Source organism: Pseudomonas sp. GW823-FHT02C02, assembly GCF_058797635.1.
Genome location: NZ_JBXAJV010000009.1, coordinates 14965 through 29212, shown reverse-complemented (window position 1 = coordinate 29212; position 14248 = coordinate 14965). Strand labels below are relative to the sequence as shown.

Below are 14248 nucleotides of genomic sequence, written 5' to 3'. Positions count from 1 at the left end.
CGCTGCGACTACTGTCGTGACGCTCTGATCAGGAGGCAATCATGCTAACAAGAACAAGCCCCGTATTGTCTGATGGAACCAAGGTCTCCGACCTCATCTATCCTTCTAGCCGTGAAGTACAAATGCGCGTGTTATCCGATCGCGAAATCTACGAGCTGGAGATGGAAAAAATCTTCGGCAAGATCTGGGTACTCCTGGGTCACGAGTCGGAGATTCCCAATTCCGGAGACTTCATGGTCCGCGACCTGGGCTCCGACTCGGTCATTGTTGCCCGTGGTAAAGAGGGCGAGGTGTACGTCAACCTCAACGTGTGCCCGCACCGCGGCATGCGCATCAGCACTGCCGATTGCGGCAACACGCAAATTCATAAATGCATCTATCACGGCTGGGCCTTCCGCCCGAATGGTGACTTCGTCGGCTCGCCTGTCGAGCGTGAATGCATGCACGGCAAGATGCTGCCCAAAGAAGAATTGGGCCTGAAAAAGGCTCGGGTCACACTGTATGGCGGTTTGGTTTTCGCGACCTGGAATATCGACGGGCCGTCGTTTGACGAATTCCTCGGCGATGCCAAGTGGTATTACGACATGCTCTTCTGCCGTTCCGACAAGGGCATGGAAGTACTCGGTCCACCGCAGCGCTTTATCGTTAACGCCAACTGGAAAACGGCTGGCGAGCAATCGGCGGCCGACGGTTTCCACACACTGACCTTGCATCGTTGGTTGGGTGAAGTGGGTAACTACGCCAAGAAAGGAGAGGGCGAAACAGCCGACCTCAGCCCGGAAATGATCGGCGTCGAGATCAGCTCGCCCCATGGCCATGCCCTGCGCTGCATCGACCTGGCGCGCAAGATCAAGCGCCTGACCGGCCTCGATCCGGCAGAGTTGAGTGTGCAGCAAAAGCTCGAAGCATTGCCGCCTGCCGGCATGACCGCCGACATGGTCGAACAGCTGGCACGCAATCTCACCGAAGATCAGTTGAAAGTGCTCACCAGCATGCCGCCGCAAGTTGGTGGGATGTTCCCGAACATTCTTTTCGGTTTTGTCTACATTCCGCAGCCGGATGGCACTGTCGTCGGCTCGATGACCCTGCACGCCTACGTGCCGCAAGGTCCGGACAAGCTCGAGTTCGTCAACTGGGTATTTGCTGAGAAAGACGCTTCCCCGGAACTGCGCGACAAGATGCTCAAGCAAACCATCCAGCTGTTCGGCACGTCCGGTATGGTTGAGCAGGATGACTCCGACACCTGGCCGCACATGACCCTGGCCGCCAAAGGCGCGATGGGCCGCAAGAGCACGATGAAATACCAGGCGGTATTTGAAACGGGCGCACCGGAGGGCTGGCCTGGCCCGGGCATCGTCAACGAAGGCTTTACCAAGGACGATACCCAGTGGCACTGGTGGTTGTACTGGCATGAGCTGATGACTGCATCGGACGACCAGTAAGCGTCCGTCACGCCTGGTTTGATCGCGGCCCTCGCGGGCCGCCGTCGCTGGTATCAGCATTCACAAGAATAAAAGTGAGGGAATGACTCATGGCTCAGGTTCAACAACGCGGTGTGGAGGATATCCAGCCGGGTTCCCCAGTCGGTACCAAGCGAGTACCGGTGGGTTCGCCGATTTACAACGATGTGGTGACCTTCCTCTACGAGGAGGCCACGCTGCTTGACCAGATTCGCCTGCAGGAGTGGGCCGAACGCCTGGACACCGACCTGGTGTACACCGTGCCGCTGCGTCAGACGCGCTTGGCCGCCGAGTTAAAAACCACCATCGTGCGCAGCGTTCAGCATTACCACGATGACTACCGCTCGATCATGGGCCGAATCCTGCGCCTGTCTGGCAAAAGCGCCTGGGCGGAAGACCCTCCCTCGCGTACCCGGCGTCTGGTGACCAACGTGTTTGTCGAAGAAACCGACAAGAGCGATGAGTTCGTGGTGACCAGTTATCTGCTACTGACCCGCAGCCGGTTCAAAGACCACCATGTCGACATCATCAGTGGCGAACGGCGGGATGTGCTGCGCCTGAGTGAGGCGGGATTCAAGCTGGCGCGGCGCGAAGTCATCATCGACCAAGCGGTGCTCGGAACCCCCAATCTGGCGGTCTTCCTCTAGTTCGTATCGGCGGTCTGGATTGAGCCCGGATCGCCGTGCTTTGAAAGCATTGGCCGCATTGCTCTTGACGCAAGAGCGGATCGACTAGTGCCGTTGTCTCAGCCATTCCTGATCCTGGGCGCACAATTTCAGCTGTTCATGACTGAAGTCCAGGGTCGAGCCCTTCATGCGCAATGCCTGCTCCGCGCGTTCGGGTTGTTGGCTGTAACAAAGAGCGGTGGTGGCGGCGTGAATCTGCTCGTCGAGGTTGTACGCGCGCCCCATGGAAATCAGGGTGCAGCGGCGCAGTAAAAGTGCCGCTTCGGCGGCTTCTTCATTGAGGGTATTCAGTGCCCAGCGTGCCATGCCTTCGCGAAGGTTGATGCCGCAATAAGGTGAAGGTCCTTCGATCAGGGTGCCGTTGACTTCCCAGGTCAGGTCTTCATTGCCGTCCCGTATCAACGTGGCGCGAGTGCGGTTGGCGATGCGCTGGCCGATGTTGACGTCATATCGGCGCTGGTGGGTACCTCGTGCGGCAGCGGCGACGGCAAGGCCCGTCAGGTCCAGCAGATGGGTGCATTGATGACTGGCATCGGTCTGTCGGGTGACGGAGTGGGCTATCCGGTCCAGTTTCATACCCAGCAGCTGCTGTAATTGATCGCAAGCCTGCGGACACAAGGAATAAGGGTAGCGTAGCGCTTCACCGCCAATGGCGGTGACTTCACCTTCATGGTGGCAGACCCAGACACGGAAGTGATGGAAGTCGTCCTCCAGGGTGGCGCGGACTTCACCCGTGCCATTGCCAGGATGAGCAATGATGTCCACGCGCCGACGAAATACACTCATCCTCAATATCCTTGTTCCAGTACTGTTCTGGCTGACGAAATCAGCTATATTTGAACACTATAACCAATAATGTTCACTAAAAAACAAGAAATGGAGTGGCTATGGCACTGCTAAACAAACAGGTCGCGTTGATTACCGGTGCAGGTGGCGGAATAGGCCGCGGCATCGCGCTGAACTTTGCCAAAGAGGGCGCTGCCGTGGTGGTCGCCGAGCTGGATGTCACCAGTGGCGAGGCCGTAGTCGCCGAACTCAAAGCGCTGGGTGCCCAAGCGATGTTCATCAAGACTGACGTGTGCAGCAAGGCCGATATCGAAGCCGCCGTGCAATTGGCCGTTGATCAGTTTGGTGGGCTGGACATTCTGGTCAACAACGCATTTGCGCCAACGCCCAATGTTCTTCTCGAAGAGAAGACCGATGCAATGCTGGAGAAAACCCTCGGTTCTACAGTGTGGGCGGCCTGGTGGGCGATGAAGGCCGCGCTGCCCCACATGAAAGCGCGGGGTGGCGGCAAGATTATCAACTTCTACTCCATCGATATCGAGATCGGTGCCTGGTTGCATGGCGACTACAACACGGCGAAGGCAGCGATCGTGGGGCTGACTCGCAGCGCGGCCTCTGAATGGGGGCGGTTCAACATTCGAACCAATGCCATCGCGCCTACCGCGATGGGCGCCACGTTCCACAAGCTTGCTGCGGAGAACCCGGGGTTTGCCGAAATGTCCGCATCGATGCGTCCTTTGGGGCGCTGTGGCGAGCCTGAGGCGGATATTGGGCCGGTGGTGGTGTTTTTAGCGTCCGAGATGTCGCGGTTTATCACGGGTGAAACCATCCACGTCGATGGTGGCCTTCATCTGCCCGGTTATAACTCCCGCCCCAAAGGTATTCCCGTACGCGAGTATTGAGTTCACCCGATTAATGCAGGAGCAAGCTCAAAGGCGACACCAAGGCCCTAGAGACGCGAAAGCCCGCTGCAAGGCGGGCTTCGACGTTGGGCGGCCGACACATGCGGCCAGGACAATTACTTTTTGGACACCACAATCGAAGTAGTTTCCAGATCCCAGGTTGTTTGGGTCTTGCCTTCATCACGCAGCAAATACTTCAACACTCGTCCCTGCGGATTTTTCGGCAAACTGCTGCGAAACTCGATATAGCGCGGCAAGGCATAGTAGGGCACCGAATCGGTAGCCCAATGGAACAGCTGCTCCGGGTCTAGCGTCACACCTTCATGCAGTACTGCAGTCACCTTCACATCATCCTCGCCTTTATCAGAAGGCACGGCATGCACTGCGACCTCAGCCAATGCCGGGTGTGAAGCAAAAGCGGCTTCCATTTCAAAGCTGGAAATATTCTCTCCCCGGCGACGCATGTAGTCCTTCTTGCGGTCGACAAAGTAGAAGAAGCCATCATCATCGAATTTGCCAACGTCGCCCGTGTGGAACCACATGTTGCGCATCAGCTTCTGGGTGTCTTCCGGGCGACGCCAGTAGCCTTGGAACATGATGTCCGGACGGAGAGGGCGCACCACGATTTCGCCAGCGGAGTTGGGCGGCACTTCTTGATCGAGGTCGTCGACGATTCTGACGTCAAAATCCGCAATTCGTTTACCCGACGAGCCGGGCGCGGCGTATTCCCCGGCAGCCAGCGAAGTTATAACGCAGGCTTCGGTCAGGCCATAGCCGTTGCCGCCGACCAGCCTGGTGCCGAAGCGCTCGCGCCAGATCTTCTTGGTGTCTTCGGTGTAAGGGTTGCCGCGGGCGGTATGGATCTGCCCGACGCAGCGCAACATCGCTTCGTTGTCTGGCGCCTGGGCGAGGAGGCCGCCCATGCCGCCCAGGATCGAGGCAATGGTCGCGCCCGAGCGCTCCACTTCCGGCCAGAAGTTCGAGACCGAGAATCGCGCAAGAATGGCGGCGCGCGCACCCACCAGAATGCTGGCAATGATCGATACGCACAGTGCATTCATGTGGAAAAGTGGCAGCGGCGTGATGGTCACGTCGTCGGCACTGGCCGGGCCGGCGCGAAGTTGCAGGCGCGCCAGATTGCACATGAAGTTGTAGCTGATCATGCAGCCCTTGGAAGGGCCCGTTGTACCCGAGGTGTAAATCAGGCAGGCAAGGTCTGAAGGTTGCGGTTTATTGACGAGTGGGGTGGCGTCATGGCCACGCCATTCATCCAGTGGCGCAATGCGAATCGGGCAATCAGGTACTGCCTCAAGGGTGCCACGGTGAAGAATGTGGTGGACGTCCTGCAGCTGTGCGGCGAGCGGGGTGATGCGTGGCAGGTAGGCTGCTTCGCAAATCACCACCGAGGTGCCGGTATCGGCGATCTGATGGCGGAGAAACTCGCCCTTGAGCGCGGTGTTGATCGGCACACTTACAGCGCAGAGCTTGTTGATGGCCAGCCAGGTGGTGACGGCATCGATGTTGTTGTCCAGCATCGTCAGCACGGTTTCACCGGCTTTGACGCCCAGGGTGGCCAGTGCGTTGGCCATCTTGGTCGAGAGTGAGTCAACCTGAGCATATGTGTATAACTCACCACTGAAATCCAGCAATATTTTGTCTGGATGCCTTGCTACCGCACGATCTAACGCATCAATGACAGTGTCTCGTTCTCCCACTGCCCAGGTGTCTGGATTTCCACTGCTGCCCATCAGTTTTCTCCTTTTAGGCACCCATACCGGTCGGGTTGCCTGATTTAATTTTTTAAAGAGAGAATCCGATTCTAAATACAAACTGCGCAAATGTCTTTAGCTAAAAGTTGAACATATAGTGTTATTTATGCACAGATCCTGTGTTAACGTTGCACAATTCTTACTCTTCATGAGCCCGTCACTTCATGCCAAAAGCCGCATCCAAGAAAGCAGAGGCGCCTGCGCCGGCTCCCAGATCCAAAAAAAATGCGGCACCTGATGTTGGGGCGAGCCCGGTTAAACCCGTAGAACGCCGTGCTGCCGCCAACTCTGTGGCAGGCACCAAGGTCAAGCCGAATCGCCGTTCAGAAGAAACCATTGCCAACATCCTCAAGGCCACTGAAGAAGTCGTGCTGATGTCTGGCGCGGATCGTATTTCGGTCCTGGATGTTTGCCAGGTCGCGGGTGTTTCCCGTGGCACCTTTTATCGCTATTTCGCCTCGCAAGAAGACTTGTTGGATACCTTTTCGCGCCACAAGCGCGAAAGTTTTCACAGCTCGCTGTCCCAGGAACTCGGTCACATCAGTGATCCGGAAGCGCGCTTGAATGCGCTGTTTGCCTATCTCGACAACTACCTGGAGCAAAGTCGGGCTCGGCGTCTTCTCGTGGTTGCACCCGACTACGCGCTGGGCTTCTTCCGACGGATTTTCCACGATTCGATCGTGCGCTTTCAGGATGGCCTGGGCATCGTTTTCGACGACTGGGACGAACGCCTCGGGGTGCGTCTTGATCGTGAACTGATCTGCGAAATGATCATTCGTTACGTGTTGAGCGAAATTCTCGTGCCAGAAGCCGCAGGGCGTCGATTGTTCCCGGTCCGGGTGAAAAAACTCCTGGGCGCGCTGATCATGGGGTCTACCTCGCGCACACGCCGCTGACGTTAAAGCACTGCCCATCACGCTATCCAAAGCCCCCGTATATCGGGGGCTTTGCGTTTCCGTACGCTAATTTTTCCCCGCCTGCATTCCACTCTTTTTCGAGGCTGACTCGAAGTTTTGGACCCCTCTAAGCATTTTTCGACGCGTGTTGAGGGCTCTGGGTCAGGCCTCTTCGTGCGTCGGAAAAATAAATTGAACAGTATTTTGATTTCTGCTCAATTTAATCTTAAGCTCTGGTCTTGGCAGTGAGCCGTCGGCTTCCCCTTTTCGTGGCTACTTGAACCAGGTCACGTGAAGGCACCGCACAAATAACCAACAAAAAGTGCCAACTTCGAGGTACCTAGACATGCTTATCGATCTTCACGCCCACGCACCGCACCCTGGCTATTACAACCAGCACCCTCACTGGGGGCCGTTCTTCGAGCAGCACGCCGATGGCGATATCAAGCTGCGTGTTGGTGACTGGATTCTCGGTCTTGGGTCGCCAGAGCGTAAGGCTGCCGTCCGCTCCGGCAAAGGTCCCAAGCTTGAAGAGTATTTTGCGCGCTGGGCTGATCCGAAAGTGCGCTTGGCTGGCATGGACGCTGCGGGACAAAACCTGCAGGTGGTTTCCGTCCCGTCCCACTGCTACATGTACTGGACCGAAGCCGAATTCGCCGTCCCGTTCGCCCGCACCGTCAACGAGACGTTGGCCGAATACTGCTCTGCAGCCCCAGATCGACTGATGTTCTGGGCTCACGTACCTTTGAATGCGCCAGAAGCAGCGGCGGCTGAATTGCGCTACGCCTGCACCGTACTGGGCGCTAAAGGTCTGGTCGCTGGCGGCGCCAACTTCGGCGGCCTGGAATTCGATTCGCCAGAACTCGACGTGGTGTGGAAAACCCTCTGCGACCTGGACTTGCCGATGTTTATTCACGGCTACAACCAGTCGGTCACCTGGGGCAAGAACGCCAACGACGACCGCTACGAAACCACCGCTATCGTTGGCATGCAGTACGACGAAAGCCGTTGTTTCTGGAACCTGATTTGCGGTGGCGTACTGGATCGCTTCCCTGACCTGAAGGTGTACATCACCCATGGTGGCGGCTATGTCCCGTACCAGCTCGGTCGTCTGGCCAAGACCAACGAGAACCTCGACGTCAAATATAATAAAAAGCCGCTGCTCGAGTACATGAAAAACTTCTACTTCGACGTAGAGCTGCATGAAGTACCGATGCGCCAGGCCTTGGTCGATATCATCGGTGCAGACCATGTGCTCTACGGCAGCAACTTTGGCGGTAGCGATGCCGTGCGTCACGACCTGACCCATGGCCTGAAGTTGTCCGACGCCGACTTGCGCAAGATTCGCTATGAAAACGCATGCCGCTTGCTGCACATCGATCCTGCCAAGTTGGGCAAGGTAGGTGCCTGATGAAACTGGCGCGATGTGAGTATTTTGAAACGGGCGTTTTTTGGGCGGTGGTCGATGTCGCCCAAGATCAGGTGACGCCGATTTCCGGCAATTTCAAAGAATGGGCGCCCGGCGTGGCTGCCGGACGCGGCATCAGTTCGTTGCGTTTCGCCGGCCCAGCGCTGCCACTCTCAAAAGTTCGTCTGTTGCCACCGATAGAGCCCGTCAACCGGGTGGTCGTGGCAGGCGCCAATTACGCCAAGCATTTGGTGGAGTTTGGATTGAGTGCGCCGTCCCAGCCAGTCGCCTTTCTCAAGGCCTATGGCGCGCTGATTGGCGCCAATGACCCGATCCGCTTTCCACCGTTGACTGAAGAGCTCGATCACGAAGTTGAATTGGTAGCGGTCATCGGCACTGACGAGATTGACCTGGAAAACCCGCTTGCTTGCGTGCTCGGTTACACCGTCGGCAATGACGTCAGCGCTCGAGACCTGCAGCGTAGCGGGCCGGCGGGTATTGGCATGGATCTGTTCGCAGCCAAAAGCCAGGATCAAACCACCGGACTTGGTCCCTGGATCGTCACGAAAGATGAATTTCCGCAAGGGTCACCGACGCTGCGCCTGACCTTGAAAGTCAATGGCGAAACGCGCCAGGACGGCTCCACCGGCGAAATGACCTGGGGTGTTGATCATCTGATCCGCTTTGTCCAGCAGCGCTCGAGTTTTGCCTGTGGCGATGTGTTGTTCACGGGGTCGCCGGCGGGAGTGGGGATGGGCACCGGTCTGTTCCTTAAGGAAGGCGATGTGGTCGAAGCCAGCGTCGAAGGCATTGGCACGTTGCGCAATGTGGTCAGTAAAAAGAACCGCGCCTAATCGAGAGCCAAACATGAACGCCAATAAAGAAAAAGTAGTCGTCGTCGGTGCGGGTCTGATGGGCACCGGTATTGCGCATGCGTTCGCCAGCTCAGGTTTCAGCACGGTGTTGGTCGACACCAATGCCGCTTCCCTGACAAGCGCCAGGGCGAGCATCGAAAAAATCCTCGCCGATGGCGTGCGCCTGGGCAAAGTCAGCGAAGAAAAAGCCCAGCAATCGTTGGCCAATCTGCTGACCTGCAGCGACTTGAGTGAAGCGGCGAGTGGTGCCAATTGGCTGGTAGAGACGGTCTCCGAGCAGTTGGCAGTGAAGAAGGCGGTGCTCGCGCAGGCGGCGCCACTGCTGGCGCCGGACGCGATTATCGCGACCAATACGTCGGCCCTCAGCGTGACCGAAATTGCGGCGTCAGTTGAGTGTGCAGATCGTGTGATCGGCATGCACTTCTTCAACCCCGTGCACAAAATGAAACTGGTGGAGCTCGTGCGGGGGTTGGCGACCAGTGATGAGGTGGTGGCGCGCACTCGCACCCTCTGCGAGCAGATTGGCAAAACCTCGATCATCGTCAACGAATCGCCAGGACTGACCACCAGTCGCATGTCTGCCCTATTGGGTAACGAGGCGATGTGGATGCTGCAGGAAGGCACCGCGACCGCCGAAGACATCGACACGGCACTGCGTCTGGGCTTCAACCATCCGATGGGCCCGTTGGAACTGGGTGACCTGACCGGTTGGGATACCCGGCTGTCTGTTCTGCGCTATCTGCACCAGACCCTGGGTGAGAAATTCAGGCCGTGCCCTTTGATCATCAAAATGGTTGCTGCCGGGCGGCTGGGGCGCAAGTCAGGGCAGGGGGTTTACCGCTACGAAGAGGGTAAACAGGTTCCGGGTTCAGGGCTCAAGGCGAGTGCGCTATGAAGGATATCGTCATTGTTGATGCGGTCCGCACGCCAATCGGTAAGTTCCGAGGCAGCCTGGCCGGCGTACGCGCCGATCACCTTGGGTCGCTGGTAATCAGTCGTTTGCTGGAGCGGGCCGATGTGTCGCCCACGCTGATCGATGACGTGATCTTCGGCAATGTCACGCAAATTGGTGAGCAGTCCGCCAACATTGCCCGCACGGCCTTGCTCGGTGCCGGTTGGCCGGTCACCGTGCCTGGGCTGACTATCGACCGTAAATGTGGTTCGGGCGAAGTGGCCGTGCATTTGGCCGTTGGTGCTATCGCGGCGGGCTCCGCTGATATCGTGGTGGCGGGTGGCGCGGAAAACATGAGCCGCGTGCCCATGGGCAGTAACCGTGAAATCCACGGCGAGGCGTTTGGCTGGATGGCAGCGCAACGCTATGAACTGACCAGTCAGGGCGAGGCTGCTGAACGTATCGCCGACAAATGGGCGCTCAGTCGCGATGCGCTGGATGATTTCGCTTTTGCCAGCCATCAGCGCGCTGCCGCGGCGTCCGATGCCGGTTATTTCGATAATGAAATAGTGCCGGTTGCGGTCGAGGAGATACGTGAGCAGGTGCTGACGGAGCCAGTTGCTGTGTTGCGCTACGACGAAACCATTCGCCGTGATACATCGCGGGAAAAACTGTCGACGCTTAAAACCAGTTTTCGTCCGGACACCGGTCGAATCACCGCTGGCAACTCGTCACAGATCTCCGACGGAGCAGCGGCATTGCTGTTAATGAGTGCCGAAACCGCGAAAAAACTCGGGCTCAGGGCTCGAGCGCGGATTGTGGCGTTCACAACCGTCGGTTCCGATCCGACATTAATGCTCACCGGCCCGATTGCTGCCACTCAAAAGGTGTTGAGCCAGGCTGGGCTGAACATCAACGACATCGACTTGTTCGAGGTCAATGAAGCGTTTGCCTCGGTGCCGCTAGCCTGGATGCAGGAGACAGGTGTGTCGCACGACAAGTTGAACGTCAACGGTGGCGCTATTGCCCTCGGTCATCCATTGGGCGCCAGTGGTGCACGATTGATGACCACCTTGTTGAACGAGCTTGAACGCCGAGGCGGGCGTTTTGGCTTGCAAGCCATTTGCTGCGCCGGCGGTATGGGTACGGCGACCATCATCGAACGGCTCGATTGAGATGGCACGTCTACCGCTGATCCCGCTGGATGCCATGCCGTCTGCGTTGCAAGACGCGGTAGAGCGGGGCCGGCGCAGTCGCATGCTCAGTTCAACGACGCCGGTGCAGGTCTGGGCTCACCGACCCAAGGTAGCCCTGGCCTGGCTGGGTTTGATGGAGAGCCTGCACAGCGACAGCCTGCTTGATGAGCGTTTGCGCGAGTTGGTGCGGCTGAAAATCGCCAGCATCACCACTTGCCAGGCCTGCCAACTGGCGCGCAAGTCCGACGCAGTGACGGAAGAGGATATTGCGTGCATGGCCACAGACAGCGAGTCCTTCACGCCAGCCGAGCGTGCCGCGTTGCGTTATGCCGAGTTGTTTGCCAGCGACTACCTGGAGATCGACGACACGCATTTCTTGCGACTCGGGGAGTTTTTCTCCGACGCCCAGGTGGCAGAGCTGGGGCTGTACTGCGCCCTGATGTTGGCGGGTGGCCGCATGACACTGGTGCAGCAGGCCTACTGACACGTCTCGCAGCACAAATAGTTGATCGAAATATTAATAAGTGTCCAATACAGATCTAGTCAGGCCTATTATCAGTCGGAAGGTATGGCCTTCAGCAGCTGCCTGACAAAAAATAATGACAAAAATAGCGGAGACGATCATGTCCACACCGGCGCAGAACGACCTGACGAAGGCTTTCACCGACGTAGCCAGTAATTATCGCGGTACCAGCGATATCGACCTACACGCGACTTACCGCGATATGCGCGCCAATTCGCCCGTGCTGCAAGGCAACTTCATGGCGAGTCTGGGCGTGCCGTCGATTGCCGGCCTGGATGCCAGTCGGCCGACGTTCACACTGTTCAAATACGACGATGTCATGGCGGTCATGCGTGACGCCGGCACCTTTACCAGCGGTTTTATCGCCGAGGGGCTGGGTGCGTTTTTCGATGGCTTGATCCTCACCGCAATGGACGGGGATGCTCACAAGAACATCCGTAACCTGCTGCAACCGGTATTCATGCCCGAGACGGTGAATCGCTGGAAAGAAACCAAGATCGATCGGGTGATTCGCGAGGAGTATCTCAAGCCGATGGTGCCGGCCAAGGGCGCCGACCTGATGGACTTTGCCCTGTATTTTCCGATCCGGGTGATTTACTCGTTGATCGGCTTTCCCGAGGATCGTCCCGAGCAGATCGAGCAGTACGCGGCCTGGGCGCTGGCCATCCTGGCGGGCCCGCAAGTCGATCCGGAAAAAGCCGCCGCGGCCCGTGGCGCCGCGATGCAGGCCGCTCAGGCTTTGTATGATGTGGTGAAAGTGGTGGTGTCCGAGCGTCGCGCAGAGGGCGCATCGGGCGATGACCTGATCAGCCGGCTGATCAACGCGGAGTATCAAGGACGGTCGCTGGACGATCATGAAATCGCCACTTTTGTACGCTCACTGCTCCCGGCTGCCAGCGAAACCACGACTCGCACCTTCGGTACCTTGATGTCGTTGCTGCTGCAAAATCCGGATGTGCTGGAGCGGGTGCGTAATGACCGAAGCCTTGTAAACAAGGCCATCGACGAAGCGGTGCGCTTCGAGCCTGTGGCTACTTTCAAGGTGCGTCAGGCCGCCAAGGACCTGGAGATTCGCGGTGTAGCCATCCCCAAAGGGGCAATGGTGCAATGCATCGTAACCTCAGCCAATCGCGACGAAGACGCCTTCGAAAACGCCGATAAATTCGACATCGACCGCAAGCCCAAACCTTCGTTTGGTTTTGGCTTTGGCCCACACATGTGTATCGGTCAATTCGTGGCCAAAACCGAGATCAACTGCGCACTGAATGCGATCCTCGATCTGATGCCCAACATCCGTCTCGACCCAGACAGACCCGGGCCGCAGATCGTCGGCGCACAGCTGCGCGGTCCGCACTATCTGCACGTGCTGTGGGACTGATGGACTGTGTGCTTGAATTAATATGAACACATTCAAAAAATGCGTTTAATTAGTTGGTGATGTGCACTATGATTCAGGCACAACAACAAGCCCGAATGCGAAGGGGAAAACAATGAAAGTTGAAGATCTGATTCTTGTCAGCGTCGATGACCACGCGATCGAGCCGCCGAATGCTTTTGCTCGCCATATGCCTGCCCGTTTCAAGGGGCGTGAGCCGCATGTGGTCAAAAAGGGTGATCGTGATGTGTGGGTCTTCGAGGAGCAGGCCACTGGCTACATGGGCCTTAACTCCGTGGTTGGCCGACCCAAAGAGGAATACGGCATGGAGCCACTGGGCTACGACCAGATGCGCCGTGGCACCTGGAACATCAAGGACCGCGTCGACGACATGAACGCCAACGGCGTGCTCGGTTCATTGTGTTTCCCCACCTTCCCGGGCTTTGCCGGCCAACGTTTTCAGGTACACGCTGACCGCGATGTGTCGATGGCAGCCATCCAGGCCTACAACGATTGGCATTTGCACGATTGGTGCAACGCTGCGCCAGGCCGCTTCATTCCGCTGATGATCGTGCCGTGGTGGGACATGAAAGCCGCCGCTGCTGAAGTCGAACGTCTGGCCAAACAGGGCGTGCACGCACTTTCGCTGTCGGACAACCCCGCTATTCATGGCTACCCGTCGATCCACAGTGATTACTGGGACCCGCTGTGGAAAGCCTGCAGCGATAACAAGGTGGTGATCTGCTGTCATATCGGTACCGGGGTGAAAGCTCAACACGCTTCGGATTTGTCGCCTATCGACGCCTGGATCACCTCCATGCCGATTTCCATCGCCAACTCCGCCGCTGACTGGATCTGGGCGCCGATGTGGAAGAAATTCCCGGACCTGCGCATGGCGCTTTCCGAAGGCGGCATCGGCTGGATTCCTTATTTGCTGGAGCGTGCTGACTTCACCCACCGTCACCACAACGCGTGGACCAATTCCAACTTCGACGGGAAGATGCCCAGCGACATCTTCAACAAGCACTTCATCACCTGCTTCATTGAAGATAATTTCGGCCTGAAGAACCTCGATTATCTGAACGCCGAGATGGTCACATGGGAAAGCGATTACCCGCACTCCGACTGCACCTGGCCGAACTCGCCAGAGACCGCGTGGGAAGGGTTGCAGCACCTGCCCAAGGAGATGATCGACAAGGTCACTCACTTGAACGCCATGCGTGAGTTTTCCTTTGATCCGTTCTCCATCCATGGTCGGGAAAACTGCACGGTCGGCGCGCTGCGGGCTCAGGCCACGCACGTCAGCATCGAGCCGGCCCTGGGCTTGGGTGGTGCCGATCACGGTCGCCATGACAACAAGCCGGTCACTTCCGGCGACATCAATGCGATGTTCGCCGACGCTGACGCGCAAACCGCGTTGTAAGTTGCCGCTGTTCCTACAGTCGCCGGCCAACGGCGACTGTGGAGCGGTTGCCGTTCT

At 57.7% G+C, this 14248-nt stretch carries 13 protein-coding genes; 11 read left to right on the top strand and 2 right to left on the bottom strand.

Features of this window, described 5'->3' with window-relative positions; all coding sequences use genetic code 11:
* Positions 1-41: 41 nt before the first annotated feature.
* Together AC1ROI_RS17430 and AC1ROI_RS17425 are read left to right on the top strand one after the other, a co-directional pair.
* Positions 42-1442, top strand: coding sequence for a Rieske 2Fe-2S domain-containing protein (locus tag AC1ROI_RS17430; RefSeq protein ID WP_083376135.1), 1401 nt, complete (start codon positions 42-44; stop codon positions 1440-1442).
* A gap of 89 nt (positions 1443-1531) precedes the next feature.
* Positions 1532-2107: an aromatic-ring-hydroxylating dioxygenase subunit beta gene (locus AC1ROI_RS17425; protein WP_020300786.1), complete on the top strand. Its 576-nt coding sequence runs from the start codon at positions 1532-1534 to the stop codon at positions 2105-2107.
* Between the two features lie 84 nt (positions 2108-2191).
* On the opposite strand, the gene AC1ROI_RS17420 is transcribed toward AC1ROI_RS17425, so the two are convergent.
* A complete protein-coding gene (locus AC1ROI_RS17420; protein WP_083376136.1) occupies positions 2192-2932 on the bottom strand; it encodes a DUF2889 domain-containing protein in 741 nt (246 codons plus the stop codon).
* Positions 2933-3033: 101 nt separating this feature from the next.
* Between AC1ROI_RS17420 and AC1ROI_RS17415 the strand changes: the two genes are divergently transcribed.
* The gene (locus AC1ROI_RS17415; protein WP_083376137.1) at positions 3034-3834 is read left to right on the top strand and encodes an SDR family NAD(P)-dependent oxidoreductase; all 801 of its coding nucleotides are present in this window, start codon (positions 3034-3036) and stop codon (positions 3832-3834) included.
* Positions 3835-3950: 116 nt separating this feature from the next.
* Here AC1ROI_RS17415 and AC1ROI_RS17410 read toward each other — a convergent pair whose 3' ends face one another.
* Positions 3951-5582: an ATP-dependent acyl-CoA ligase gene (locus tag AC1ROI_RS17410; protein ID WP_083376138.1), complete on the bottom strand. Its 1632-nt coding sequence runs from the start codon at positions 5580-5582 to the stop codon at positions 3951-3953.
* 185 nt (positions 5583-5767) lie between these two features.
* Between AC1ROI_RS17410 and AC1ROI_RS17405 the strand changes: the two genes are divergently transcribed.
* The 8 genes from AC1ROI_RS17405 (at position 5768) to AC1ROI_RS17370 (ending at position 14191) form a co-directional block, all read left to right on the top strand.
* Positions 5768-6499, top strand: coding sequence for a TetR/AcrR family transcriptional regulator (locus AC1ROI_RS17405; RefSeq protein WP_083376139.1), 732 nt, complete (start codon positions 5768-5770; stop codon positions 6497-6499).
* Positions 6500-6845: 346 nt separating this feature from the next.
* Positions 6846-7910, top strand: a complete 1065-nt coding sequence (locus AC1ROI_RS17400) for an amidohydrolase family protein (protein WP_020300781.1) — start codon at positions 6846-6848, stop codon at positions 7908-7910.
* On the top strand, positions 7910-8761 hold the full coding sequence (locus AC1ROI_RS17395) for a fumarylacetoacetate hydrolase family protein (protein WP_083376140.1): 852 nt from the start codon (positions 7910-7912) through the stop codon (positions 8759-8761). Before AC1ROI_RS17400 ends, AC1ROI_RS17395 begins: the two co-directional genes overlap by 1 nt.
* Before the next feature lie 13 nt (positions 8762-8774).
* Entirely contained in the window at positions 8775-9677 is a 903-nt protein-coding gene (locus AC1ROI_RS17390) for a 3-hydroxyacyl-CoA dehydrogenase (RefSeq protein WP_083376141.1), read from the top strand.
* Positions 9674-10849 carry a thiolase family protein gene (locus AC1ROI_RS17385; RefSeq protein ID WP_083376142.1) on the top strand — a complete coding sequence of 392 codons (1176 nt, stop codon included), beginning with the start codon at positions 9674-9676 and terminating at the stop codon, positions 10847-10849. The genes AC1ROI_RS17390 and AC1ROI_RS17385 overlap by 4 nt, the downstream gene beginning before the upstream one ends.
* A gap of 1 nt (position 10850) precedes the next feature.
* On the top strand, positions 10851-11354 hold the full coding sequence (locus AC1ROI_RS17380; RefSeq protein ID WP_172962145.1) for a carboxymuconolactone decarboxylase family protein: 504 nt from the start codon (positions 10851-10853) through the stop codon (positions 11352-11354).
* A 139-nt stretch (positions 11355-11493) separates the two neighbouring features.
* Positions 11494-12771: a cytochrome P450 gene (locus tag AC1ROI_RS17375; protein ID WP_083376143.1), complete on the top strand. Its 1278-nt coding sequence runs from the start codon at positions 11494-11496 to the stop codon at positions 12769-12771.
* A gap of 112 nt (positions 12772-12883) precedes the next feature.
* The gene (locus AC1ROI_RS17370) at positions 12884-14191 is read left to right on the top strand and encodes an amidohydrolase family protein (protein ID WP_083376144.1); all 1308 of its coding nucleotides are present in this window, start codon (positions 12884-12886) and stop codon (positions 14189-14191) included.
* The last annotated feature ends 57 nt before the right edge of the window (positions 14192-14248 follow it).